This is a genomic window from Acrocarpospora catenulata (assembly GCF_018476525.1).
GTDB classification, from domain to species: domain Bacteria; phylum Actinomycetota; class Actinomycetes; order Streptosporangiales; family Streptosporangiaceae; genus Acrocarpospora; species Acrocarpospora catenulata.
On the sequence record NZ_JAHCST010000021.1, the window covers coordinates 1 to 23,965 of the forward strand.

At 65.7% G+C, this 23,965-nt stretch carries 21 protein-coding genes; 12 read left to right on the plus strand and 9 right to left on the minus strand.

The features are described 5' to 3' along the window. Nucleotides 1-285: 285 nt before the first annotated feature. The 5 genes from KIP79_RS22130 to KIP79_RS22150 all read right to left on the minus strand — a co-directional run bounded on the left by KIP79_RS22130 (nt 286) and on the right by KIP79_RS22150 (nt 5,181). Nucleotides 286-1,062: a hypothetical protein gene (locus KIP79_RS22130; protein ID WP_214106803.1), complete on the minus strand. Its 777-nt coding sequence runs from the start codon at nt 1,060-1,062 to the stop codon at nt 286-288. Between the two features lie 58 nt (nt 1,063-1,120). Continuing rightward, nucleotides 1,121-1,336, minus strand: coding sequence for a hypothetical protein (locus KIP79_RS22135; RefSeq protein WP_214106804.1), 216 nt, complete (start codon nt 1,334-1,336; stop codon nt 1,121-1,123). A gap of 193 nt (nt 1,337-1,529) precedes the next feature. Next, nucleotides 1,530-2,474, minus strand: a complete 945-nt coding sequence (locus KIP79_RS22140) for an amidohydrolase family protein (RefSeq protein WP_214106805.1) — start codon at nt 2,472-2,474, stop codon at nt 1,530-1,532. Then, complete coding sequence (locus KIP79_RS22145; RefSeq protein WP_214106806.1) at nt 2,471-3,649, minus strand: SDR family oxidoreductase; 1,179 nt, start codon at nt 3,647-3,649, stop codon at nt 2,471-2,473. The genes KIP79_RS22140 and KIP79_RS22145 overlap by 4 nt, the downstream gene beginning before the upstream one ends. 140 nt (nt 3,650-3,789) lie before the next feature. After that, a complete protein-coding gene (locus KIP79_RS22150) occupies nt 3,790-5,181 on the minus strand; it encodes an alpha-L-fucosidase (RefSeq protein WP_214106807.1) in 1,392 nt (463 codons plus the stop codon). Nucleotides 5,182-6,039: 858 nt separating this feature from the next. On the opposite strand from KIP79_RS22150, the gene KIP79_RS22155 reads away from it, so the two are divergent. The 6 genes from KIP79_RS22155 (at nt 6,040) to KIP79_RS22180 (ending at nt 12,971) form a co-directional block, all read left to right on the plus strand. Further along, entirely contained in the window at nt 6,040-7,557 is a 1,518-nt protein-coding gene (locus KIP79_RS22155) for a sugar ABC transporter ATP-binding protein (RefSeq protein ID WP_308169836.1), read from the plus strand. Further along, on the plus strand, nt 7,554-8,591 hold the full coding sequence (locus KIP79_RS22160; protein ID WP_214106809.1) for an ABC transporter permease: 1,038 nt from the start codon (nt 7,554-7,556) through the stop codon (nt 8,589-8,591). Before KIP79_RS22155 ends, KIP79_RS22160 begins: the two co-directional genes overlap by 4 nt. Further along, a complete protein-coding gene (locus tag KIP79_RS22165; protein WP_214106810.1) occupies nt 8,584-9,621 on the plus strand; it encodes an ABC transporter permease in 1,038 nt (345 codons plus the stop codon). Before KIP79_RS22160 ends, KIP79_RS22165 begins: the two co-directional genes overlap by 8 nt. A gap of 125 nt (nt 9,622-9,746) precedes the next feature. Beyond that, complete coding sequence (locus KIP79_RS22170; protein ID WP_214106811.1) at nt 9,747-10,787, plus strand: rhamnose ABC transporter substrate-binding protein; 1,041 nt, start codon at nt 9,747-9,749, stop codon at nt 10,785-10,787. 272 nt (nt 10,788-11,059) lie between these two features. Beyond that, nucleotides 11,060-12,127, plus strand: a complete 1,068-nt coding sequence (locus KIP79_RS22175) for an LLM class flavin-dependent oxidoreductase (protein ID WP_214106812.1) — start codon at nt 11,060-11,062, stop codon at nt 12,125-12,127. A gap of 109 nt (nt 12,128-12,236) precedes the next feature. Further along, a complete protein-coding gene (locus KIP79_RS22180) occupies nt 12,237-12,971 on the plus strand; it encodes an SDR family NAD(P)-dependent oxidoreductase (protein WP_308169841.1) in 735 nt (244 codons plus the stop codon). Nucleotides 12,972-13,025: 54 nt separating this feature from the next. On the opposite strand, the gene KIP79_RS22185 is transcribed toward KIP79_RS22180, so the two are convergent. Next, a complete protein-coding gene (locus tag KIP79_RS22185; RefSeq protein ID WP_214106814.1) occupies nt 13,026-13,829 on the minus strand; it encodes an IclR family transcriptional regulator in 804 nt (267 codons plus the stop codon). Nucleotides 13,830-14,005: 176 nt separating this feature from the next. Between KIP79_RS22185 and KIP79_RS22190 the strand changes: the two genes are divergently transcribed. From KIP79_RS22190 to KIP79_RS22205, 4 genes are read left to right on the plus strand one after another with little or no spacing between them, the layout of a single operon-like run. After that, nucleotides 14,006-15,973: an alpha-ketoacid dehydrogenase subunit alpha/beta gene (locus KIP79_RS22190; RefSeq protein ID WP_214106815.1), complete on the plus strand. Its 1,968-nt coding sequence runs from the start codon at nt 14,006-14,008 to the stop codon at nt 15,971-15,973. Between the two features lie 17 nt (nt 15,974-15,990). Beyond that, complete coding sequence (locus KIP79_RS22195) at nt 15,991-16,296, plus strand: muconolactone Delta-isomerase family protein (protein WP_214106816.1); 306 nt, start codon at nt 15,991-15,993, stop codon at nt 16,294-16,296. Continuing rightward, nucleotides 16,293-16,994: a hypothetical protein gene (locus KIP79_RS22200; RefSeq protein ID WP_214106817.1), complete on the plus strand. Its 702-nt coding sequence runs from the start codon at nt 16,293-16,295 to the stop codon at nt 16,992-16,994. The genes KIP79_RS22195 and KIP79_RS22200 overlap by 4 nt, the downstream gene beginning before the upstream one ends. A 34-nt stretch (nt 16,995-17,028) precedes the next feature. Next, the gene (locus KIP79_RS22205) at nt 17,029-17,550 is read left to right on the plus strand and encodes a VOC family protein (protein WP_214106818.1); all 522 of its coding nucleotides are present in this window, start codon (nt 17,029-17,031) and stop codon (nt 17,548-17,550) included. On the opposite strand, the gene KIP79_RS22210 is transcribed toward KIP79_RS22205, so the two are convergent. Then, the gene (locus KIP79_RS22210) at nt 17,525-18,265 is read right to left on the minus strand and encodes an SDR family NAD(P)-dependent oxidoreductase (RefSeq protein ID WP_214106819.1); all 741 of its coding nucleotides are present in this window, start codon (nt 18,263-18,265) and stop codon (nt 17,525-17,527) included. The genes KIP79_RS22205 and KIP79_RS22210 overlap by 26 nt on opposite strands. Nucleotides 18,266-18,911: 646 nt before the next feature. Continuing rightward, nucleotides 18,912-19,745 (minus strand): SDR family NAD(P)-dependent oxidoreductase, encoded by an 834-nt coding sequence (locus KIP79_RS22215; protein ID WP_214106820.1) that lies wholly within the window; start codon nt 19,743-19,745, stop codon nt 18,912-18,914. Between the two features lie 149 nt (nt 19,746-19,894). Between KIP79_RS22215 and KIP79_RS22220 the strand changes: the two genes are divergently transcribed. After that, nucleotides 19,895-20,488 carry an acyl-CoA-like ligand-binding transcription factor gene (locus KIP79_RS22220; RefSeq protein WP_214106821.1) on the plus strand — a complete coding sequence of 198 codons (594 nt, stop codon included), beginning with the start codon at nt 19,895-19,897 and terminating at the stop codon, nt 20,486-20,488. Between the two features lie 49 nt (nt 20,489-20,537). Here KIP79_RS22220 and KIP79_RS22225 read toward each other — a convergent pair whose 3' ends face one another. After that, nucleotides 20,538-21,065, minus strand: a complete 528-nt coding sequence (locus KIP79_RS22225) for a MarR family winged helix-turn-helix transcriptional regulator (protein WP_214106822.1) — start codon at nt 21,063-21,065, stop codon at nt 20,538-20,540. 146 nt (nt 21,066-21,211) lie between these two features. Here KIP79_RS22225 and KIP79_RS22230 point away from each other — a divergent pair, with 146 nt between their 5' ends. Then, nucleotides 21,212-23,887 (plus strand): alpha-L-rhamnosidase, encoded by a 2,676-nt coding sequence (locus tag KIP79_RS22230; RefSeq protein WP_214106823.1) that lies wholly within the window; start codon nt 21,212-21,214, stop codon nt 23,885-23,887. Nucleotides 23,888-23,965: the final 78 nt, after the last annotated feature.

Below are 23,965 nucleotides of genomic sequence, written 5' to 3' on the forward strand. Positions count from 1 at the left end.
GGGTACGGCTTACGCTCGGTCACCCGGCCATCCCAGCACAGCAGACCCCACCGGCCGGCGGTAACGCTACAAATCCATGCGATCACATAGCGACATCACAGGCATATGCTCGCGCAACGCACTCTGATGGCGAAGCATCACGATCTCGACCGCCTTGGACCGATCACCGCGACCCAGCAGGACCAGGAACTGAAAGACACGCCCGAGGATGAGGTAGAGGGAGGAGCACGCCACCGTCAGCAGGATGCCCGAGACCTCATCATGCTCGAGCCACGAACCCCCAGGTCAGCTTGGGTGGCTGAGTTTCCGCACCCTACAGGCTGTGAATTTCGCGTCGCGGTCGCGAATCAGGAATCTGATGCCCTCGGCCCGACCCCCCAGGGTCATGACCAGATTGCGGGCCTGTTGAGCGACCCAGGTTCCGGCCGGATGCGCCGTAACGCCCGCGATGTGGACTACGCGGGTGGCGTGCTCGATGAAGAACAGAACGTAGAGCCGCTTGAGGAAGACGGTGTCGACGTGGAACAGGTCGCACGCCCAGATGCCCTCGGCCTGCGTTTTGAGGAACCGACTCCAGCTCGGGCCGGTGCGACGCGGAGCCGGACCGAGCCCGGCTCTTTTGAGGATGTCGCGTACGGTGCTGGGCGGTACCCGAAGGCCGGCGCCGGCCAGTTCGCCGCTTATGCGCTGATAGCCCCACGTGGAGTTCTCCCGGGCCAGGCGCAACACCGCCTCCCGGACCTCCGCGCGGGTAGAGGGACGACCCGGGCGTTTGGACGGGTAGGTCCACCGGCGCGTGACCAGGGCGCGGTGCCAGCGCAGCAACGTCGTGGGGGTGACGAGGAAGACCTCCCACGATGAGCGGGGAAGCAGCCGCGACAGCGCCGCCAGTACGACCCGATCCACCGGCTGGAGACCGGGCCGGTTCACCTGACGGCGCAATACGGCGACCTGATGGCGAAGCACCACGATCTCGGCCGTCTTGGCCCGATCACCGCGGCCCAGCAGGACCAGGAGCTGAAAGGCACGCCCGAGGATGAGGTAGAGGGAGGAGCACGACACCGTCAGCAGGATGCCCGAGATCTCATCATGCTCGAGCCACGAACCTACAGGTCAACCACTACGGCTGAGTTTCCGCACCCCACAGGGCGGCCAGGAAGGCTCGATCCTCGGGCGCGAACCTCACCCGGGTGACGGCGGCGAGTTGCCGTTCGAGGACGGCGATCTGGTGACGCAGGGCGAGGATCTCGATGTCCTTATCCCGGTCGCCCATTGGCAGCAACCGCAGTGCGGCGAAAGCGTTCGTGACAGCCAGATAGGCCAGGCGAAGGAGCACGACCGGTCATCCTGCCGCACTGTTCCTCTTCAGGAGTTGGAGTCTGCCTACAAGAGAGGCCCTGCAAGGCTGTGACCTGGACGGATGGAATTATCGGCAGCCGCACAGCTCGCCGCTGATGCGCTTATAACCCCACGTGGGATTCTATGTGGATCGGCTCCCACACGGTGAAGAAGTCCAGAGTTTGAGTCTGTCAACGGATCTGATACGTCGCGATCGCGTTCTGCGCGAAGATCGCCAGTCGCTCGTGTTGGGACAGGTGGCGTGTGATCTCGCCGAATGTCCTCCATAGCGCTTCGTATGAGATGAGCGGACGGTCGACAGGGAAGTTGCTTCCGAACATGCACCGCTCGGCACTGAAAGCATCGATGGCCTCGTGGATGACGTCGGTGATCGCGCCCATGGTCCAGAGCTCAGAGCATAGTTGCATGCCGGAGATCTTCAATGTGGCGCGGGGGAGGGTACGAGCGATCTCGGTCAGGTTCTTGCGCCAGAGCGTTCGGTCGGCGGGGTTGCTGTTGGGGACTCCGAGGTGCTCGATCACCACCGGGAACTCTGGGAGGCCGCGGAGAATCTCTGTTGCGCGCTCAAGCTGATGGGGCCACACGAGCAACTCGAAGATGAGCCCGCGGGCCGACAGCTGTCGTAGGCCGCCGATCCAGCGCGGGTCGGCCAACAGGTCGGTGGTCGGCATGTCCGCGCGCTGGGAGCCGGGGGTGTACCAGGCTTCTTGGCGGATACCTCGGAAGCTCGCATGTTCTTGATGGCGGTCGAGGACGTCCGAGAGGTCATGTGCGCGAAGGTCCGCGTAGCCGATACAGACGCTGGGGAGACGTATGCCGTTGTGGGAGGAGGCGATGGTTTCGAGCCACGACGTTTCAGCGACCGGGTCAGTGTCGTGGTCGACCTCGGCCTGGATGTGAACGGTCGCGATGATGTCCAGGGAACCTGCGTCTTGCACCCAATCCGCGGGCAGGTAGTCGTGCCGGAGATGTTCTTCGCCCGGCCCGGACAACCACGGGTAGTCGAAGTGATTGAGATCCAAGAAATGCAAGTGGGTATCGACGATCGGCGGAAGTGCCGAGGATGCCTCGCTCAACGCGTGGTCCCTTGCGTCCGGTTGGTCATCTTTGGTCACGAGCTGAACTCATAGGTGCTCAGGCCGTCTGGACTCATGGAGACCAGGCCGCCGTCGACGAGGATGTCCGCGCCGGTGATGAACGATGCTGCGTCAGAGGCCAGGAAGGCGATGGCCGAGGCGACCTCCGACGGTTCTCCGCAGCGTCGCATGGGGCAGTACTGGCCCCAGATTGGTTCCCAGGTGTCCCGGTCGCCTTTGGCGGTCCGGTCGAGCACCTCCGTCCAGATATACCCCGGGCTTACGCTGTTCACCCTGACTCCACGGGGGGCTAGATCGAGGGCCTGGCATCGTGTGAGCGAGAGAATGGCGCCTTTGCTGGCGTTGTAGGTCCACCGGTGGGCCTGTGAGACGTGACCAGACACACTTGCGAGATTGATGACCGAGCTTCCGTTCGCTCGCCCCAGTGCATCGGATGCCGTTGCGACGAGCTGAGCCGCAGCGACGAGGTTGACCTCAAGGGTCTGCCGCCAGTCAACGTCGGTCGCTGTCACTCCGGCAAGCCTGAAAACGGCGGCATTGTTGACGAGCACGTCCAGCGATCCGTCCCGTCCAGTTGCCATTTCGATGAAGGACGATCGAGCGGCGGGGTCAGTGATGTCGGCGACGACCGGGGTGAAGTGCACCGCCAATGGACCGAGCTTGGACGCTAGGTTGTTCAGGCCTTCGGCGTTGACGTCGACGCCGGTCACGTGTGCGCCTTCGCTTAGGAACTGCTGTACGGTGGCGGCGCCAATGCCGCTGCCCGCCCCTGTGACGAGCACACGTCTGGTCGCGAAGCGGGCCGGTGCCGCGATCGTAGGTGCGTCGTCGGGCAGCGGCTCGAGGGCCGATGGATCGTTGTAGGTCGTCAGGGACTTGATACTGTCGCCCTCGATCTCGACGATGTTGACCCCCTTCTGTACGTGCTCGTGGGCCGTGTGGTCAGTGAAAACAGCGGTCCACTCCATGATCGCGATCTGGTCCGTCCCGGAGACGCGCTCCACTTGCACGCGAAGACCGGGAAAGCGACGAATGCTGTCCGCGTAGAAGGTTCGAATCTCCCTGCGTCCCGTTAGAGACGCCGTTGGGCCCTCCCAGGTGGCGTCGGAGGTGAAAAAGGTCATGATCCGGTCTAGGTCACGCGACTCCTCTGCCTGCCAATAGGCACGCGTGACATCTTCGGCACTACTCATGGTTTAGGTGGCCTTTCCGTTGCCTCGAGATAGTGACTGCTCGGGCCCTGACCGCACCTCCATGTACCGCGAGATGCGGTGCGACTCGAGCAATGCGTGGCCAGTCTCGGGGCAGGTGGATGTCGATCTGACGTCAGCTGCTAGGAGCGGGACGGAGCACCCTCGGTGGGTCGGGCGCGGACGCCTGAGCTTGGTGCGAGCCGAAGCACGACCACCGGTCGCTCGGCGTCGAGTTTCCCAGGTAGCTGTATTTCCACGCCGTCGTTCGACGTCTGCCAGGACAGACTGACTGGATCGCCCAGGAGGTTGACGTTGACATCGGGGTCGAGGTCCAAGCCCAGTGTGACGGTCGACGAGTCAGGCACGCCGGCGACCAGTGCGTAGAGGGCAGTTTCGGACTGCGTGTAAAAGACCGAGGCCCCATCTGCTGTGGCACCGGTCGCAGTCGTCCAGGGGCGACTTCCGTAGACCGCCTCTCCGGCTTCCCGCAGCCACCATCCGATATCCAACAGACGTTGCGCTTGCGCCCAGGGAACCGCTCCGGTCGCTGTGGGACCGATATTGAGCAAAAGATTTCCGCCACGGGCGACGATTTCTGTCAATTCGACCACGAGATCTTTCGAGCGTGAGTAGGTCTCGTCGGTTTCCATCCTGTTGTATCCGAACGATGTGCCGATCCCTCGGCAGGATTCCCACTTGGCGTCCGCCGGCGCGTCCCTCTCGTAGTTTCTCTGGTACTCGAGGGTGACGAAGTTTTTGACAGTGCTGTCCTTGCTGCCCAGTGGTGCGAACCGGTCATTCACTACGCCGTCCGGCACTTGCTGCCGGTACCAGGCCACCAAGGAATCCGCGTCTGCCTTCGCGGGGTAGCCCATGTCATTCCATAGGATGGATGGACGGTAGCGCGTAACCAGTTCCCGCCAGTGCGCGTCGACGTACTCGGCATACTCGGCGCTGTCCGGTGTGGCTGTGGCTATGTCGGCGGTTGTGGCCAGCGGAAGACGGCTCCACGTGAAGTCGACGCCTCCCGAATAGTAGATCCCGAACTTGAGGCCCGTGGCGCGCACCGCCTCGGCCAGTTCTCCGACGACGTCGCGTTCCGATTGCCAGGAGCTCTTGTGTGGGTTCGGTGTGTCACTCGGCCAGAGGAGGAAGCCGTCAAGGTGCTTGGCGACGAGTACGACATACTTGGCGCCGCTCGCTGCGAAGAGCTGAGCCCAGGTGTGTGGGTCCCAGTGCCAGATCCTTTCCCGAAACTCGTGCACGAAGTCGTCGAATGGCTTCGTGCCGAATTTTTCCGCGTGGTATCTGGCGGTAGGGCTTCCGTCGATGTGCATGGTGTTCTGATAGAGCTCGGCGTATGGCAGGTTGTGCATGAATGACTCTGCAGTCATGTCACTCTCGCCGAGATCGATCTTCGTCAGCGGCGCATAGGCTGGAATCGCCGCGGCCGTCCAGTGCACGAAGATGCCGAACTTGGCGTTGTCGAACCAGGATCGGTCTGATTCCTGGACGCTTGGGCTGGACTGCATGGTGACGTGACATTCCTTCCGTAGTGTGCAAGATGTCTCTTGCCGGTCGTAGACGCCCGGGGTCAGGGGTTGTCGGAACTCCAGAACGTTGCCGTCTGCGTGGTGCAGGTAGTAGCGCGGCCGCCGATGCCAGCCGCTTCTGTGATCCCGACGGGCTCGTCACGCAGGACGCCTTCCACCTCTGCGGCTCGTCCGGCCAGCGAAATTGACCGCAGCGGCGCAAGAGCCACCTGCCGACGTGAGGTCCGGGATTCAGGACGGCACTGCCCGCTGGAGGCCCTCACAGCGCGGGCCTGCACCATCCGCACCTTGCCGAAACGAATGTGTAACACCGGCTCTCATATGTCAAGCACAATGTGGACATCATTCCACATTGTTAAAACTCTGGTCTCGTTGCACGGGTGCGGAACCTTCGGAACGCGCAGGCTCCTGCTCGACGTCAGGGACCGGCTGGTGATCGAGGAGGGAGAGGGGAGGCGCCAGGGGGCGGGAGGTCGTTGCCGTGTTCTCGGGGGATTGGGGCGTGGTGACGCCGACGCGTTCGGCGCGCTGCTCGCCGAGGCGCCGCCACATGGTCGATGCCGCCGCCAGCCGTCGCGCCTGCCCTCTCGGTGAGGCGGCAGGCCACGCTCGGCGGAGGTGACGCCTTCGGGGATAGGCCAGGTCCGAGTCCATTGTGCGGCCTTGACGTACACAGCAGGGTTGTGTTCGGATACTCGCCATCTGGAATTGATTCCACATGGTAAGAATCGCGCGAGTAGTCGAGGAGCTCGGACGTGGCGAAGATGTTGCATCTGGCCATGCAAGCGCAGCATGCCGTCCTGGCGTGCGCGGCCCTGCGGAGCCCTGGAGTCCCTCGTGGCTGAAGCCGTTGCACCGATTCCCGTCCTGAGCGTGCGCAACGTCGCCAAGTCGTTCGGAGCCGCGATAGCGCTCCGCAAGGGTTGTCTTGACTCCTACGGCGGCAGCATTCACGCGCTCGTCGGTGAGAACGGTGCCGGCAAGTCGACGCTCGTCAAGGTCATCGCCGGGGTGCACCACCGCGACGGCGGTGAGTTTCTGCTGAGTGGTCGGCCGGTGGACTTCCGCAACACCGCCGAAGCCAAAGCGGCCGGGGTAGCGGTCATCTACCAGGAGCCGACTCTCTTCCCCGACCTGTCGGTCACCGAGAACATCTTCATGGGGCGTCAGCCGGTCCTGGGCCTCGGCCGTATTGACCGGCGGCGGATGCGCTCGGAGGCTGCCGATCTGCTGGAGCGCCTGGGCGTGAGGCTCAACCCCGATCGGGTTGCGCGAGGGCTGTCGATCGCGGACCAGCAGGTTATTGAGATCGCCAAGGCAATTTCGCTGGATGCCAAGGTCCTTGTGATGGACGAGCCGACCGCTGCTCTCAGTGGCGTCGAGGTTGATCGGCTATTCACTATCACGCGAGCGCTGCGAGACGAGGGGCGTGCCATCATCTTCATCAGTCACCGCTTCGAGGAGATCTACTCCTTGTGCGACACCCTCACTGTGATGCGCGATGGGGAGTACGTCTCAGCGCACGCGATCGGGGATGTGACGGTCGACGAGGTAGTGCGCCGGATGGTCGGTCGTAGTGTGACCGACCTCTTCCCCAAGGAGGCCGCACCGGTCGGTGATGTCCGACTGCGCGTCGAGGGCCTGACGTCATCGGGCAAGTTCCACGACATCAACTTCGTCGTTCGCAGCGGAGAGATCGTGTGCCTTGCCGGGCTCGTCGGCTCCGGGCGCACGGAGATCGTCCGGGCCGTATTCGGTGTCGATGGTTACGACCGAGGAACGGTGACCGTCGACGGTCACACTCTGCCCATGAAAAACCCTGCGGCTGCGATAGCTGCTGGCATCGCCCTCGTGCCGGAGGACCGGCGCAAGCAAGGTTTGGTGATGGACTTCTCGGTGCGGTCGAACATGTCACTTGCCGTCCGCGACCGGCTCTCCGTCCTTGGCATACTGCCCGCGCTGAAGGAAACCCGGCTTGCGATGAGCTGGGCCCACCGGCTCCAAGTCAAAACCTCGTCGCTGGACAGCCCGGTGGCCACCCTGAGCGGTGGAAATCAGCAGAAAGTCGTGCTCGGTAAGTGGCTGGCTACCGAGCCTCGAGTCCTCATCATCGACGAGCCGACCCGAGGGATCGATGTCGGCACCAAGTCCGAGGTGCACCGGCTGATGTCGGAGCTCGCCGGTCATGGCGTGGCGATCCTCATGATTTCGTCCGAACTCCCTGAGGTTATCGGGATGGCCGACCGCGTGCTCGTCATGAAGGAAGGCCACATGACGGCTGAGCTGTCAAGAGCCGATGCCAATCCGGAGACGGTGATGTACGCCGCGACGCACAGCGTGGAGAAATCGGCATGACACAGTCCGCCGTGGTGCCCCCGGGTTCCAACGATGCCGTGCGCCTGGTGAGTCGGCTCTACCGGGCGCGTGAGGCGTCGATCCTCCTCGTCGTCGCACTGGTCGTGGTCGCGGCCACCGTGACGAGCCCGGACTTCCTCTTCAGCTCCAGCGGCTGGCGGGACCTGACGCTCGCCCCGTCCATCCTGATGATCCTGGCCGTCGGCGAAGCCATTGTGATCATCACCAGGAACGTGGACATCTCCGTTGGCGCGGTGCTCGGGTTCACGGCCTACTTCGCCGGCCGCGTCCTGACGGACTACCCAGGAGTTCCGGTCGTCGTGGTGTTCCTCCTGGGAACGCTGCTCGGTGCGCTCATGGGACTCTTCAACGGTCTGCTGGTCACCCTGCTTCGCGTCCCGGCGCTGGTGGTGACCCTGGGGACCCTCTACATCTTCCGCGGGATCGACGTGTTGTGGGCCGGTGGCATCCGGATCATGCCAGGCGATCTGCCCAGCTCGTTCCTCGACCTGGGCACGAGCTCAATCCTCACCGTGCCCACTGTCACCATCATCGCGGTGTTCGTGGCGGCGGCCGCCGTCTGGTACATGAAGTGCACGCGGGGTGGGCGCACGTTCTATGCGATTGGCTCCGATCCGGACGCGGCTCGGTTGTACGGCCTGCCGACTGGCCGACGAGTCATCATCGCGCTGGCCACGTCCGGGGCCCTGGCGGGCTTCTCAGGGGTGCTGTACCTCTCGCGTTACGCCACGGCGGACTCGCAGGTAGGGACCGGCTGGGAGTTGCAGGCAATCGCCGCCGTCGTCATCGGCGGTATCGCGATCGCGGGCGGAAGCGGTTCCGTGGGGGGTGCGGCCTTGGGCGCGGTCCTGCTCATCACCATCAATCGGGCCCTGCCGGTACTGGGCATCCCCGATTTCTGGCAGCAGGCCGTCATCGGCGTTCTCATCCTCTTTGCGATCGTGACCGACCGCCTGCTGTTCATCCGAACCTCACACCAGCTCCTTGAGGCGAGGGAGACGACCAATGCTTGACACCCCGGTGACGAATGAGCCTGGCGTGACTCGCGCGTACACTGTGCACGCGCGTGGCCTCTGGCATCGGTTGCTGGTGCGGCATGAAGCCGTGGTCCTGGTGGTCCTGGTCGTGGTGTGGATGTATGCCAACGCGGGCATCGCCGGCTTCGGCCGACCTATCACGCTGACGTTCCTGCTACTGGACGTGGCTCCCATCCTCTTGATGGTGTTGCCCATGACGCTGGTGATTATCTCCGGCGAGATCGACCTGTCGGTCGCCAGCGTGTTCGGGCTCGCGAGTGTCGTGCTCGGTGTGATGGTCAAAGCCGGTGTGCCGATCGCTCTGGCAGTGCTCACCGCGGGCCTGGTCGGTGTCGTGGCCGGACTCGTCAACGGGTTCCTGGTCACCGTGCTCGGATTGCCCTCACTCGCTGTGACGATTGGAACCCTGGCGCTCTTCCGTGGCCTGGCGGTAGGTCTGCTGGGCACGAAAGCGGTGACGGAATTTCCACCGGGGTGGACGAGTTCGGCTCAGAGCACGATCGGTGACAGCGCGGTGCCGGTCATCGTAGTACCCATCGCCGTGCTGGCGATTGCCATAGGCGTGCTACTTCATCTGACGCCCTTCGGCCGGGGAGTGTACGCGGTAGGCCTGAGCGACGAGGCGGCGATCTTTTCGGGAGTGCTCGTCAAGCGCACGAAACTCGTGGTGTTCGCCCTTTCCGGGCTGTGTGCGGCATTGGCGGGCGTCTTCTACACCCTCCGGTTCGGCAACGCGATCGGCAGCAACGGTGTCGGGCTGGAGCTCGGCGTCATCGCCGCTGTCGTCCTGGGAGGAACATCCATCTTCGGAGGGCGCGGCTCGGTGGCAGGATCCGTGCTTGGCGCACTGCTCATCGCGGTTCTGGCCAGTGCGCTACGCCTGGCCAAGGTGCCGGCCAACGCGATCGACATCATCACCGGCGCGATTCTCGTCCTCTCCATCGCCGTCACTATGGCGATCCCCTTCTTCGCTCAGAGGTTCACAAGAGAACGACGAGCTGGTTAGTCACCCCCACCGTTATCGCAAGCCAGGGCTGAGGCCGCCCGAGCCGTGACGGCGCTGTACTCCCAAGCCGTTCTGTCAGCCCTGTCCAGATTCCCAACATTGATCCAGTGGAAAAGGAAAGTGGCATGGTCCGCATCGGAATGATGATCCCCCGCCGTCAGGCGGTCACAACGGTCGTGATCGCTGTGGCCGTCGCCGTCGCGGCAACCGCCTGTTCCGCCGACAGCCCGCCGACCGATGATCGTGGCTCCGGCCACTACTCGATCGCATTTGTGCCCAAGAATCTCGGCAATCCCTATTTCGTCGCTTCGGCCACAGATGGCAAGGCTGCGGTCGAAGAGTTCGGAGGAGAATTCCAGGAGGTTGCGCCCAGCCAGCCGACGCCGACCGGCCAGGTGCCGTTCCTCAACACGCTCATGCAGCAGGGTGTGGATGGCATCGCCATGGCCGCTGTCGACCCGAAGGCGCCATGCGACGCGATGAACCAGGCACGCCGCACGGGCACCAAGGTCGTCACCTTCGACTCCGACACCGATCCGACATGCCGTGACCTGTTCATCAACTCGGCGACGGCGGAAGGGATCGCCAAGGCGCAGGTCGACATCATCTCCGAGCAGATCGGTGGAGCCGGGGAGGTGGCCATCATCTCGGGCGCGCCGAATGCACCGACCCAGAACAAGTGGATCGACCTGATGAAGAAAGACATCGCGGCGAACCATCCAGGCATCGAGGTGGTCGACGTCGTCTACGGCAACGACGACGACCAGCAGGCCTACGACAAGATCGCCGGTCTGGTGACCAAGTACCCGGCTCTGAAAGGCATCATCGCCCCTGACACCGTCGCCATCGCGGCAGGCGGCCGCTACCTCCAGAAGTCGGAGCACAAGGGCAAGATCGCACTCACCGGTCTGGGACTGCCCAACCAGATGAAGCCCTACGTCATGGACGGTACCGTCACGAAGTTCGCCCTCTGGAACCCCGGCGATCTCGGCTACCTCGCCGCGCACGCGCTCAAGGCGCTGATCGACGGCACCATCACCGGTAAGCAGGGTGACAAATTCCAGGCCGGCAAGCTCGGCGAGTACGAGGTCGGCCAGGACGGCATGGTCCTGCTCGGTCAGCCGACGCTCTTCACCAAGGACAACATCGGCGACTTCAACTTCTGATGCCGGGCAAGACACCGAAACGCATGACATCCGCACCACCAACGCCTGAGAGCCTCACCAATGTCGTCCGCTCCCGCCATCACGCGGGCCATCCAAGGCCCAGGACGTGACCTGCATACTTCCTGCCGCTCCGCTGCAGGAGTTCCCCGCAGCGGCTACCTCCAGAAGAATTGCCGAGGAGCGGGCCGGAGACACGCAGTCCGGCCGGAGCGCCCGAGCGAGGCATGACCGCGAGACCTTCGCCTCGCGCTGCATGACGGGAGTCACCTGAGATGACCAATTCCAACAACCTGAAACTGGGCTTCGCAGTACCAATTTTCGCCAATCCCGGCGTCGTGGACGTGCGCACCCCAAACTTCCAGCAGCTCGAGTGGCAGCCCGTCCTTGCCGCTGTGCAGGAGGCCGAGAGCCTGGGCTACGACTCGATCTGGGTCGCCGACCACATGTTTCTTGGACGCGACGGCGCGATCCTTGAGGGCTGGACGACGCTGTGCGTGTTGGCGGGCGCCACCAATCGGATCAGGCTGGGAAACATCCACCTGGGAAACGGTTTCCGGTGGGCACCGCTCACGGCCAAGATGGCGGCGACGTTGGATGTCATCTCCGGCGGCCGGTTCGAGTTCTTCATCGACCCCGGCTGGCGTGAGCGCGAGCACGTCGGCTACGGGTTTGACTGGGAGCCCGACCGCTCGGTCCGAGCCGCGCAGGTCGGTGAGGCCGTCGAACTGTCTCGTCTACTGTGGACCGGCAAGCCCGTCGACTATCAAGGGCGTCACTACACCCTGAGTGGGGCCATCAGCACGCCGGTCCCGGTCCGCCAAGGCGGTCCACGTGTCTGGATCGGTGAGGCCTTCGACGAGGCGACGATGGATCTCGTCGCAAGGCACGCCGACGTCTGGAATTCGATGCCGGCTGGCATCGACGTCCTGCGCGACAAGATCGCGAAGGTCGACGCCGCCTGCGTGAGCCGCGGCCGAGACCCTCAGACATTGGAAAAGACGCTTGAGACGCAGGTCCTGGTGGTGGACAGTGAAGCCGAGTGGCGGCAATGGCTCGAAAGGTGGGACGCGATGCACGCGGCCCACCCGCCGGGAGACGCTATGACGGACTTCTTCGAGTTCGCGGCGCAAACCAACCCCCAGCTTGGTGCCGGGGTCGACGAGGCTCGGTTGCGGGACGAGTTCGTGATCGGCACCAAGGACGAGGTGATCGACAAGCTGCGTGCCTACCAGCACTTGGGTATCAGTGAGGTGATCTGCTGGTTCATGGACTTCCCGGAAAGCACCACGATGACGGTGCTCGCGTCCGAGATCCGCCCGGCTCTGGAAGGTGGCCGATGAGTAGCCCTGTGTCAAGCCGCCGCCTGTTGACCCGGCGGCACCTCGGCTGCATCAGCAGTCACATGACTACCGACGATAGGGTGGCACACCAGTGAATGAGGCCGCGGTCGTGACGGGTGCCGCGTCGGGTGTCGGAGCGGCAGTGACCACCACGCTGCTGGAGCGCGGCGTGCTGGTCGTCGGCGTCGACAGGAACTGGGCTGAGGGGGCCGAGCGGCCAGGCCTTGTGCGCGTCTCCGGCTCTGTGTCGGAGCAGTCGACGTGGCGGCAAGTGACAGATGAGATCAGGCGGCGTGAGGACGTGACGCTGTCGATGATGGTGATTAACGCGGCCCGCCTGGTGGTCGGCAATCTGCTTGACCTCGATGAGGAAGAGATCCGCGGCGTATTCGATGTCAACGTGTACGGCGCCGTGCGGGCTGTGCGCAGCTGTCTGCCACTGATGCTGGCGGCGGGCGGCGGGCGGATCGTCGCCGTCGCCAGCGTGGACGCCCTCTACGCGGAGAAGGACCTGGCGGCCTACTGCATGTCCAAGGGAGCGCTTCTCCAACTCGTCCGCACACTCGCCGTGGACTTCGGCGGGCAGGGGATCCGGGCCAACGCGGTCTGCCCCGGAGCAATCGACACACCGTTCTTCCGACAGCACGTCGAGGCAGCGAGTGATCCCGAGGCGTTTCTCAAGATCAAGACGCAGCGGCATCCCTCGGGTCGCATCCTGCGGCCGGAGGACGTCGCGTCCGCGGTGCTCTACCTGTTGTCAGTGGAGTCACTCGGTATCAATGGGGCCCACCTGATGGTCGATGGCGGCCTGACAGCGACCTTCGACTACCAGCCACCGCTCTGACGCGCGGCACCCCCGCGGCATGACCCCGTTGTGATCATGCCGCGGCTGCTGGGCTCAGGCTGGTTGGTCGGCCGCGGCTGGGTTCGCCGACGTATCGGCACCCCCGGACATGGCGAGGGATGCCCGCCGAGCGGCATTGATCACGGCCGCGACCAGGTGCTCCCTGGTGGGCTGGTAACGCGACGATGGACACGAGACGGTGAAGGCACCGACCGTGCGGCCGGAGGTGACAATTGGGGCGGCGACACACGTCACGTCCAGGGCGAACTCTTCCAGGTCTATGGAGTAGCCGCGGGTGCGGATCCGGTCGAGCTCCAAGGCGAACTCGTCAGGATCGGTGATGGTGTGCGGCGTCAGGGGTTCAAGCCGGTGCTTGGCCAGGTATTCATCCCGCAGCCCCGGGCGCGCGTACGCCAGCAGAAGCTTGCCGGACGCGCGGGCATGAGCGTGGGCGTGCGTACCTCGTGGCACCTGCGCGACTCGCACGGAATGGCTGCCCTCGGCGGTAGCCACCACCTCGATCTCGCCTCGGCGCCACGTCGACAGGTAGGCGGTCTCGCCCGTGGTGGCAGCCAGCTCACGCATGGGTGCGATCAGGTCGTCGATCGGCTCGCCCTGCTCTAGGTAGGCATCACCCAGCGCTCCGATCCTGGGACCAAGCCGGTAGCCCCGGTCGTCGCCCTTCACTAGTGCCCCCTCTGCCACGAGGGTGTTGAGCAGGTGGTACGTGGTGGGCAGAGGGGCGCGCATGAACTGACTGAGCTCTTTGGCCGCTACGGGCATGTCCTGGGAGGCGATGTAAGCCAGCGCAGTGAACGCCTTCGACACGGACGCGATGCGTCGCTCGGCCTTATCCATGACTCGATGCTCTCATTCTTTTCACATGGCGATGTGCATTGTGTCAGGGACCCCGCCCTGACCCGGCGATTCTAACAATGCGAAAGCTATGTTCACAAAGTTCAAATCGTGTGGAACACTTCAGCCAGCGCCGCACCGCCGCGCAGCGTCCAGAACATCGATCCGTCGGAGTATTCGTGAGCAACCACCAGCTGACGCCAACCGAGGCCTACCGGCGCATGGCCTTCATCCGCCGTTTCGAGGAGGAGGTGCTTGAGCTCGGCCGCGACGGACACATCGCCGGCTCCATCCACCCCTGCCATGGCCAAGAGGCGATTCCCGTGGGCGCCATGGCCGCCCTGACCGCGCAGGACCGTGTCCTCTCCACGTACCGGGGTCACGGGTGGGCTCTGGCTTGTGGCGTGGACCCGACCGCGCTGATGGCGGAGATCGCTCAACGCGGTGCGGGCGTTAACGGTGGTCGGGCCGGTTCGCCGCTGCTCAGCGACCCCGCCCAAGGTTTCCTGGGGGAGAACTCGATCGTCGGAGCGGGCGTTCCCATCGCGGCGGGCGTCGCGTTGGCCGGCACACTTCAGGGGACGAAGAGAGTCGTGCTGACATCCATCGGTGACGGTGCCATGAACCAGGGATCCGTGACCGAGGGCATGGTTTTCGCCGCCGCGAGGAAGCTGCCGCTCATCATCCTCTGCGAGAACAACGGATGGTCGGAGATGACCCCGATCTCCGCGACGACTCGCGGAGAGCATCTGGCCCGGCGAGGTCAAGGACTCGGGATCCACAGTCAGGTCGTCGACGGCGGTGACCCCGTCGCCGTCGCGGAGGCTGTCTCCGCCGCGGCCGAGGTGTGCCGAGCAGGCGAAGGGCCTGTGCTCATCGAGTGCAAGACAGTCCGCCTCTCCGGGCACTACAACAAGGACATCCAGCACTACCGCCCACAAGACGACATCGAGCGGGCCCAGGCAGGCGACCCCCTCGCACGGCTGGTCGCCATGGCGGACGGACTCTCGGCTGAGGAGGTAGCTGCCATCTCCGCCGACGTCGACGCCGAGGTCTCGCGCATCGGTCAGGCGGTGCGCGAGATGGATCCCCCCAAGACACACGACGTGCTCGATCACCTGTACGCCCCCGCGGTCAAGGTCCCCGCCGCGGCCACGAAGGTGGTCGAAAAGGAACTGCCGTTCAACCGGGCAGTCAACGAAGCGCTCAAGGATGCGATGCGGCGCCGCCAGGATGTCGTCGTCTACGGTGAAGATGTTGGCGTCGCCGGCGGCGTCTTCGGGGTGACCCGGGGACTGCAGAAGGAGTTCGGCGTTGAGCGGGTGTTCGACACCCCGATCGCCGAGGCGGCCATCCTCGGCTCAGCGGTGGGAGCGGCACTGGAAGGTCTTCGCCCGGTCGTGGAGATCATGTGGGCGGACTTCGTCTTCGTGGCCCTCGACCAGATCGTCAACCAGGCCGCGAACATCCGGTACATCAATCGGTCGCAATTGGCCGCGCCGCTCGTCATACGCATGCAGCAAGGCGTGACTCCCGGGTCATGCGCGCAACACTCACAAAGCATCGAGGCGATCTTGGCGCACATCCCGGGCATCAAGGTAGGACTGCCCTCTACGCCGCAGGATGCCTACGCCATGTCGCTGGCCGCTATCGAGGACCCAGACCCCGTCGTCCTCATCGAGCACCGTTCCATGTACCAGGACACCGGAACCGTCCGCCTCGCCGGCGTGACCGAGCGAGCCGAGGGTGCCCGCCTGCGCCGAGATGGGTCCGACGTCGCGATCATCACGTGGGGTTCCATGGTCGCCCCAGCACTGGAGGCGGCGCGGCAACTCACCGAGTCAGGCATCGAGGCGAGCGTTCTAGACCTCCGCTGGCTGCGCCCATTGGATGATCGCGCCATCGCCGAGGTCGTCGCCCACTGCGGTGGCAAGGTGGTGGTCGCCCACGAGGCCATTCTCACAGGTGGCTTCGGCGCGGAAGTCGCCGCCCGGATCACGGAGCGGCATTTCAGCACACTGACGGCTCCGGTTGCTCGTGTCGGGACCCCAGATGTGCGAATCCCCTCGGCTCCGGCACTCCAGCGTGCGATAGTCCCGGGGGTGGACGACCTCGTGGACGCCATCCGCAAGCAGATCGCGCACTAAAGGTCGTGGAATTCCTGGTGAGGATCCAGATCGACACCGGTGATCTGCAGGCGGCCGCCGTCGACGCCCTGCGCGCGGAGGAAGCCGTGCGGGCACGTGCTCTTGCGGAGAGCGGTGTCCTGCGACGCCTGTGGCGCATCCCCGGGCAGTGGGCCAATTGGGGACTCTGGATGGCCTATGACGAGGCCGAACTCCAGGCGGTCCTCGACTCGCTTCCCCTCCGTCCCTACATGCACATCGACATCAACGCGCTCGACTCGCACCCCAACGACCCCGAGACGCCCGGCCAGAAGGCCAAGAACATGAGAGGAAGTGTCGCATGACGGCCGCTGCGTGGGTTCTCGAGCCGCTTCCCGAGATCGTCCTCCAATCCCGCTCGGCGAGCGAAGTTCCGGTCGCGCCTGACCCGGTGTCCGTAGTCGCGCGATCGGACGGGGCCTGCCGGCTGTCCCGGGCGACGGTCGAGGTCGACGTGACCACGGTCGAGATGATGTGTGATGGCACCTCCGCGCATGTCTATGCCGTCGCCGTGGTCCGCGCGCTGGCACGCCACCCACACCTGAACCGCCCGCCCCTGGGCCGCAAGAGCGTCGATCTGCTGGTGGACACCTACGGCCCTTCTTCTGCCGTGCCCATTGTCATTCGAGGAGCCGACCAGCTGACAGCGGCGACCATCAGGTCCCGCATGGACGCGTCGAGCGAGACCGGTTCGACGGCCATAGGCGCTCCCAGCGCGGCTCCCTCTTTCGCTTTTACCCATAGCGGGGCACTGGGCCTACTGGGCAACAGCCGGCTCAGCGGCCCGGCTGACGTCGCGACCTTGAATGTCGGAGCGTCCCGACGCCAGCCGCGTGCCCTACTCGACGCCGCGGGCGGCGAAGTGATCGCCGTCCGATCGGTCGCATGGCTCACCCTCACCTACGACTCGGGCGTCGGCACACAGGAGGTCGCGGCTTTCCTGGCCACGGTCCGAGCGTTCCTGGAGGACCGGGCCTGGCTGAAGGCGCAGTTCGAGAATTGAAATTCACCACCCAACTTGCCCCATGGAGAACCACATGATCATCGGCCTGCTGCACCACGGTGTCACAGTGTCCGACATCGAAAAGGCAATCGCTTGGTACCGCGACGTGCTCGGGCTCGAGTTCGTGCACCGGCAGCGTCAGGAGAACGCCTACACCCCGGTGCTCGTGGGCGTTCCCGGTGCCGTGCTGGAGGTCGCACAGTTTCGAGTGCCGTCCCCGTTGCCGCGCCTGTCGACCCACGACGTCGAACTGATCCAGTACGTCACCGCGGGCGTCGATGGCGTGCCCGTTCCGGTGAACCAGGTGGGCACCGCGCACCTGGCTTTCCTGGTCACCGAGATCGAGGCCCTGTACGCGAAGGCGATGACCGGCGGAGCGGTGTTCCGCAATGCTCCGACAGCCATCACTGAGGGCGCGAACGCGGGTGGGCTCGGTTGCTACCTGCACGACCCCGACGGCAATACGCTGGAGTTCATCCAGCCCTCGCCCATCCGACTCGACCGGATGCGGGCGCTACTCGCGCAGCATGTCATACCATCCAGCCGCCACCATTGACATTGATGGTCTGCCCGCTCACATAGCTCGCGGCGTCCGAGATGAGGAAGGACACCACCGCAGCCACCTCCTCCGCAGTGCCAAAGCGCTCCAATGGGATCGCGGCCCGCATGCTGGCGCGTTCATCCTCGGAGTAGGAGTTGGCGATCATTGGCGTCTCGATGAGTCCCGGGGCCACACAGTTGACGCGAATACCCTGGCGTCCGTGCTGCGCCGCCATGGTCATGCCCAACCCGATGACACCTGCCTTCGATGCCGAGTAGCTCGGCGCCGCAAACTGCGACTTGGTGCGGCCTGACTGCGAGGAGAGGAAGACGAGGGTACCCCCGGTGCCATGGGCCATGGCCGCCACCACCGCACGGCTCACGAGATAAGTGCCCCTGAGGTTGACATCGAGCACGCGGTCCCAGGCCGCCTCCTCCACGTCGAGAATCGTTCCCCGCTGATAAATCCCTGCGGCGGTGACCAGCCCTCGAAGAAGCCCAGTTGCGCTGGCCGCCGCAATCCCCTCCTGCACCGAGGTCGCCTCTGTAACGTCGACGCGGCGGTATCCGACGTCGAAACCCTCGGCGGCGAGAGCGGATGACGCTGTCCGCAGGGCCTCCTCATTGAGGTCGAAGAGGAAGACACGGTGGCCGTCTCGCCCCAGGGCAGCCGCGCAGGCCAAGCCAATACCACTGGCTCCACCGGTAACGATCACGGTCGAACGCTCCACGGAATCTCCTCACCTCAGCAACCTCAACTGATTCTACAATAGCAAAGTCATATCAGCATTGTTGACAAAGTTTCCACGCTCATGGCGATCTCGGAGCCGGTGCGCTCGGCTTTGGCCCGTAGCAGCAGGCCGGAGAAGGAAGCGGAGACGATCGATGTCGGCGGGGCCGCTCAGACGGATGAGGACCTGGCCTCGGTGTCGTGGAGGATGCCGTCGAGGGTGAGCCGGACGATCCGGCTGGCCGGCTGGGCGAACAGGACGCGACCGAACCGGCACGGATGTTCAAGGCACTGGCGGACCCGGTCCGGTTGAGGTCTTGCAGCTGGCCATCTCCCACCACCGGAAGGTGCTGCGCGAAGCCGGGCTGATCGCCCTACTCGGACCGGTCTCGGGTGCGCGCTTCGGTGGTCTCCGTGGCCCGCCTGGTGGCACGGGCACCGCGGCCACGTTGGTGATCGCGGCTCTGAATGCCTCGCCTAGGGGGAGTGCTGCCGCCTACACCGGCGCCCATATCGCCGGGGCGCTGCTGGCCAACGCCGTCTTCTGCCTGCCGCCGTCTGGCGTCGATGGTGTGAACGAATGCGGAAGGTCGCCGGGCCATCCCCAATGGTGCGGCCGGCTGCGACATTGCAGGGCCGAACGCGAGTCAGATCGTTTCGCCGGCGTCGGCGAGCAGGGTGCTGCCGGTCATGATGATGGACAGGTCGCTGGCGGCGAAAAGGGCGACGCGGGCGATGTCGTCGGGGGTCCCGATGCGTCCGATCATGCTCTGCTGCATGACATCGAGCTGAGTGACATCGACCCCGGCCGCGGCGGCCGCTTCGAGCGCGGCCTGTGTGGCGGCGATGTTGCCCTCGGTGGGCACGTAGGTGGGTGCAACGCCGAGCACGCGGATGCCGAGTGGCGCGAGTTCGAGGGCGAGTTCCTTGGTCAGGCCGCGGACGGCGTGCTTGGAGCCGACATAGGCGGCAAGTCCGGGCGCGGTGGCCTTGAACCCCGCGGTCGAGACGATGTTGACGATCACCCCGCCCTTGCCGGTGGCGGACATCCTACGGGCGGCCTCACGGGCGCCCAGGAAGACACCGCGGGAGTTGACGGCGAAAACCTGCTCCCATACCTCGTCCGGCATGTCGAGGAGGGAGACGTTGGGGAAGATTCCGGCGTTGTTCACCCAGATGTCCACACCGCCGAGCTGTGCGACCGCGATGTCGGCGCCTGCGGCGACCGACGCCGAGTCGGTGACGTCAACCCGCACGCCGACTGCGTTGACGGAGTATCGCGCCCGCAAGTCCTCAGCAGCCGCGGTGGCGGCGTCTTCATGCAGGTCGGCGATGAGGATGTCGGCGCCGGCCTCGGCCAGGCGTAGCGCGATCGCCTTGCCGAGGCCCTGGGCGCCGCCGGTGACGACCGCTCGGCGGCCCTTGAGCGAGATCAACTCGGGCAGCGGCCTGGAAGAGACGTCAGGGAAGGGAAATGGCATCAGGCTCCTCCACATGGCTGTCGGACCGTCGTCGAGCGGGTGTTCGCAAGCCGCGCGGCGGCCACCATGCCCCCTCGTGGATCCCGGTCCACAATTAATGGCAGGCTATGTCATAAATTGTGGATGGCACAACCGTTACCGTGATGTGCATGGCCACTGGTAGGGGAAGGCGCGGTCGGCCGCCGATCGTTGACATCGTCGATCTACGGCGCCAGGCGATCGGCGTCGTCCTCGACCGTGGCTACGAGCAGGTCACGATGGCCGACATCGCCGGTGAGGTGGGAGTCAGCGTGCGCACCCTGCATCGCTACTTCCCGTCGAAGGCGGACATCGTGTGGGGTGGCATCGAGAGTTCCTTCGAGGCGCTGCGGGCGGCCTTCGAGACGGCTGACGAGCGTCTGTCGGTCATCGAGGCGGTCAGGTCCGTGGTGATGTCGGTGTTCGACCAGCAGGTCGAGGACCTTGCGCTGACGCGTATTCGGCTGCGGTTGATTGCGACCGTCCCGGAGCTGCAGGCGAGCCGGTCGGAGACGTTCGAGCGGTGGCGCGAGCAGCTCGTGGCGTATGTGGCGCGGCGGCTTGGCGAGCCGGAGGACGCTATCACGCCGGTCGCCGCGGGCGCGGCCATCCAGGCGGCGATGCTGCGAGCGCTGGCCTGGTGGGCGGTTCGCGAGGAGGACGCCTCACCAGCTGATGTGGTGGCGCAGGCGTTGCGCGGGCTGGAGAAAGTCGCCTCCCTGTAGCGGAACGTCAGGGCCAAACGTTAGGGCCAGGGGAACGCCTCGGTTGTGTTCAGGCGTGAGGTGCGGGGCGGTACCCGTCGGCTATGGCCGCATCGGCAAGACGGGCGAGCATGCGCCGCAGCGCCTCGCGCTCGTCGGCGGGCCAGGTGTCGACGATGGCGTCGACGCGGTCTGCGGCGTGGTCGAGAATGCGTCGGCCGATCACACGGCCGGCTGGGGACAGCGCGATCAGCACGCTGCGGTCGTCGTCGGGATCAGCTGTGCGCAGTACCAGTCCCGCCTCATACAGGCGATGGATGATCTTGGTGACGTTGGATGGCCCTGTCCCGAGCATACGGGCCAAATCGGTGGGCCGAAGTGCCCCGCGATGCGCCAGATGGTTCACGACAAGGAAGAGCGTCACGTCGGGGATCGGGAATCCGGCGGCGCGCATCATCTCCGCCCGCACCTCGTGGCTGTCGGCCCAGTAGATGATCGTGGACAGCGAGGCGAGGAGCGTGCCCTGCTCTACGGGCCGGACGGGGCCGAGTTCGGCGTCCGCCGGGGAGGCGAGCCGTGCTCGCGCGGGTCGGGGCACGGGCCCTCCTTTCGGGGATTGAGTCATCAGCCTAGCCGGGCCGGAAAGGCGCGGCGGCAGCGGCGATGGCGACGCGCTCCACCCGCATGTATTGTCGATAATGAAATACTTTGTCGTCGGTCTTTCCGACGAGGAATGGGAGTCTCATGCCTGCCGCACCGATCGACCTTCGCGTGAACGGCCGCCGCGCACCGCTCGGCATGGATGCGCGCACGCCCGAGTTCGGCTGGCGCCTCCCCGCGGTCACCGCCGATCAGGTGGCGTGGGAGGTGCAGGTCACCGAGGGGCCCGACGCCGCGACGGGACGGCGGGTGTGGGAGACCGGTCGAGTCGAGGGCGCCGAGCGCTCGGGCGTGTCGTACGGTGGCGACGAATTGGAGTCCGGTGCCGCTTACACATGGCGGGTGCGCGTCTGGGAAGCGCTGTACGACGAGCCAGGTCCGTGGAGCGAGCCGGCGCGCTTCGAGACGGGTCTGCTGCGAATGTCGGACTGGTCGGCGGCGTGGGTGACCGACCCGGCCCAGCCCGCTGAGAAGGACCCGGCGGCCGTGTACCTGCGGGGGGTAGCGCAGCTGCCCGCGGACGTCGTCCGGGCCCGCGCGTACGTGTCGTCGCTGGGATGGCATCGGCTCTTCGTCAACGGACACGACATCACCGGGACGGCGCTGGTTCCTCGTTGGACGCCGTTCGACCACGAGGTCGAGTATGTGACCTACGACGTGACCAGCGCCTTCGCTCGTGGGGCGAACGTCGTCGCCCTTGCGCTCGGCGACGGTCGTTTCCGGGGCTCGCTCGGCTTCGAGAACCACCGCGCGGTGTACGGCGACCGGCTGGCCGGTCTCGTTCAGGTGCACCTGGAGCTGGCGGACGGCACGACACAGGTGACCGTCAGCGACGGCACATGGCGCGCCGCCGGCGGGCGCATCACGAGCGCCGACCCGAAGACCGGCGAGCGCGTCGACCTGCGGATCCCAGACGACGACTGGCTGCGCTCCGCAGAGCATCCCGCCCGATTCCGGCCCGTCGAGGTCCTCTCCGAGCCGAGAACGCTCGTTGCTGAGAGCGTCGAACGCGTCCAGCAGGTCGGCGAGTTGGCGCCGCAGCGCATCCGGCGCCTGCCGTCGGGCAAGCAGGTCGTCGACTTCGGTCAGAACTTCGCCGGGGTCGTGCGCATCCGGCTCCGCGGGCCGGCGGGCGCCCGGGTGACACTGGCGCACTCGGAGATCGAGCGCCCTGACGGCGAGCTCGACCTCGATTACATCCACGTTTTCCCGGTCGGCCGGTGGTACCAGCGTGATGTCGTGGTCCTGGACGGCGACGACGCGTTCTGGCAGCCGTGGTTCACGATCCACGGCTTCCGCTACGTGTCCGTCGAGGGCCTGGCGGCCGATCTCGCGCCTGAGGACGTGCGTGGAATCGTGATCTCCTCCGATCTGGAGCAGACCGGGCAGTTCCACAGCTCCGACGCGCGGCTGAACCAGCTGTGGAGCAACGTCGGATGGTCCCTGCGGTCGAACTTCATGGACACCTCCACCTGCGACCCGACGCGGGAACGGTCCGGGTGGACCGGGGACATCCAGGTGTTCGCGCCGACGGCCACCGCCTACGTGGGCGCGCAGTCATACCTGCGGCGCTACCTTCGCAGCCTCGCTCTCGAACAGGCGGTGGACGGCACGATCCCCGTCGTCATCCCGTCGTCGTTCTCGACGTTCTCGGGCGGCCCGCGCGGGCGGCTCAAGTCAGCCGGCACCGCCGCGGGATGGAGCGACGCGAGCGTCCTGATCCCGTGGACCCTGTACCGGTACTACGGGGACGTGCAGGTGCTGCGCGACCAGTACGACTCGATGGTCGCCTGGGTCGAGCATTGCGAGAGGCGCGCCGCGGGCGTCTCCAGCCGTGCCCGCCGCAGGAAGGGAACCGGGCGCCCCGAGATCGAGCGGTACATCGTCGACACCGGCTTCCAGTTCGGCGAGTGGCTACGTCCCGGTGAGAACCCCTTCCTGTCGGCCATCGACGGCCGAAGGCGCGGCGCCGTCGTCGCCACGGCATACTTCGAGCACTCCGCACGGATCCTCTCCCAGATAGCCGATGTCCTCGGACGACCGGAGGAGGAGCGGCGGTTCCGAGAGCTGGCGGACCGCACACGCGAGGCGTGGCGCGCCGCGTTCCTCGCCGCCGATGGACGCATCGGCACCGATCGGCAGGACGACTATGTGCGCGCCCTCGCTTTCGGCCTCCTCGACCCGGCCGAGCGCGCGGCGGCCCTCGAACGTCTGCTGACACTGATCGACCGCGCCGGCGGACACCTGGGAACCGGCTTCCTGTCGACGCCGCTCCTGCTGGACGTGCTCGTCGCGGAAGGACGCCCGGACGTCGCCTGGAAGCTGCTCATGCAGGACACGAACCCCTCATGGCTCTACCAGGTCAACCGCGGCGCGACCACCGTTTGGGAGACATGGGAGGGCTACACCCGTTCCGGCAAGGCGAAGATGAGCCACAACCACTTCGCCTTCGGTTCGGTCGCTCGCTTCCTCACCGAGCACATCGCCGGCATCACCCCCATCGAACCCGGATACCGCATCATCGGCGTGACACCGTCAATCGGCGGTGGACTCACATCCGCGCAGGCAACCATCCGGACCCCCTACGGTGAGGTCCTGAGCGCGTGGACGCGTGACGGCGACGAGGTCGAGTTCCGAGTCACCGTCCCGGCCGGGGCACAGGCACAGTTCCACCCCCTCGGCGACACCCAAGCTCAGCAGCTCCCACCCGGCACTCACGTCCTACGCCGTGCCGCGGCTGCACTGCGCGTTGAAGACTGACCGACCCGTCTGCCGCTCCTCTGCGCTGCACGCTCCGGGCAGCCCGCCGTCACGGCGCGCAGCGGAGCGGGTCTCAGC

Coding starts and splice junctions, on each gene's coding strand:
- KIP79_RS22175 (WP_214106812.1), top strand. CDS start 11,060: ATGACCAATTCCAACAACCTGAAACTGGGCTTCGCAGTACCAATTTTC.
- KIP79_RS22160 (WP_214106809.1), top strand. CDS start 7,554: ATGACACAGTCCGCCGTGGTGCCCCCGGGTTCCAACGATGCCGTGCGC.
- KIP79_RS22200 (WP_214106817.1), top strand. CDS start 16,293: ATGACGGCCGCTGCGTGGGTTCTCGAGCCGCTTCCCGAGATCGTCCTC.
- KIP79_RS22205 (WP_214106818.1), top strand. CDS start 17,029: ATGATCATCGGCCTGCTGCACCACGGTGTCACAGTGTCCGACATCGAA.
- KIP79_RS22145 (WP_214106806.1), bottom strand. CDS start 3,649: ATGAGTAGTGCCGAAGATGTCACGCGTGCCTATTGGCAGGCAGAGGAG.
- KIP79_RS22215 (WP_214106820.1), bottom strand. CDS start 19,745: ATGCCATTTCCCTTCCCTGACGTCTCTTCCAGGCCGCTGCCCGAGTTG.
- KIP79_RS22165 (WP_214106810.1), top strand. CDS start 8,584: ATGCTTGACACCCCGGTGACGAATGAGCCTGGCGTGACTCGCGCGTAC.
- KIP79_RS22150 (WP_214106807.1), bottom strand. CDS start 5,181: ATGCAGTCCAGCCCAAGCGTCCAGGAATCAGACCGATCCTGGTTCGAC.
- KIP79_RS22170 (WP_214106811.1), top strand. CDS start 9,747: ATGGTCCGCATCGGAATGATGATCCCCCGCCGTCAGGCGGTCACAACG.
- KIP79_RS22185 (WP_214106814.1), bottom strand. CDS start 13,829: ATGGATAAGGCCGAGCGACGCATCGCGTCCGTGTCGAAGGCGTTCACT.
- KIP79_RS22220 (WP_214106821.1), top strand. CDS start 19,895: ATGGCCACTGGTAGGGGAAGGCGCGGTCGGCCGCCGATCGTTGACATC.
- KIP79_RS22230 (WP_214106823.1), top strand. CDS start 21,212: ATGCCTGCCGCACCGATCGACCTTCGCGTGAACGGCCGCCGCGCACCG.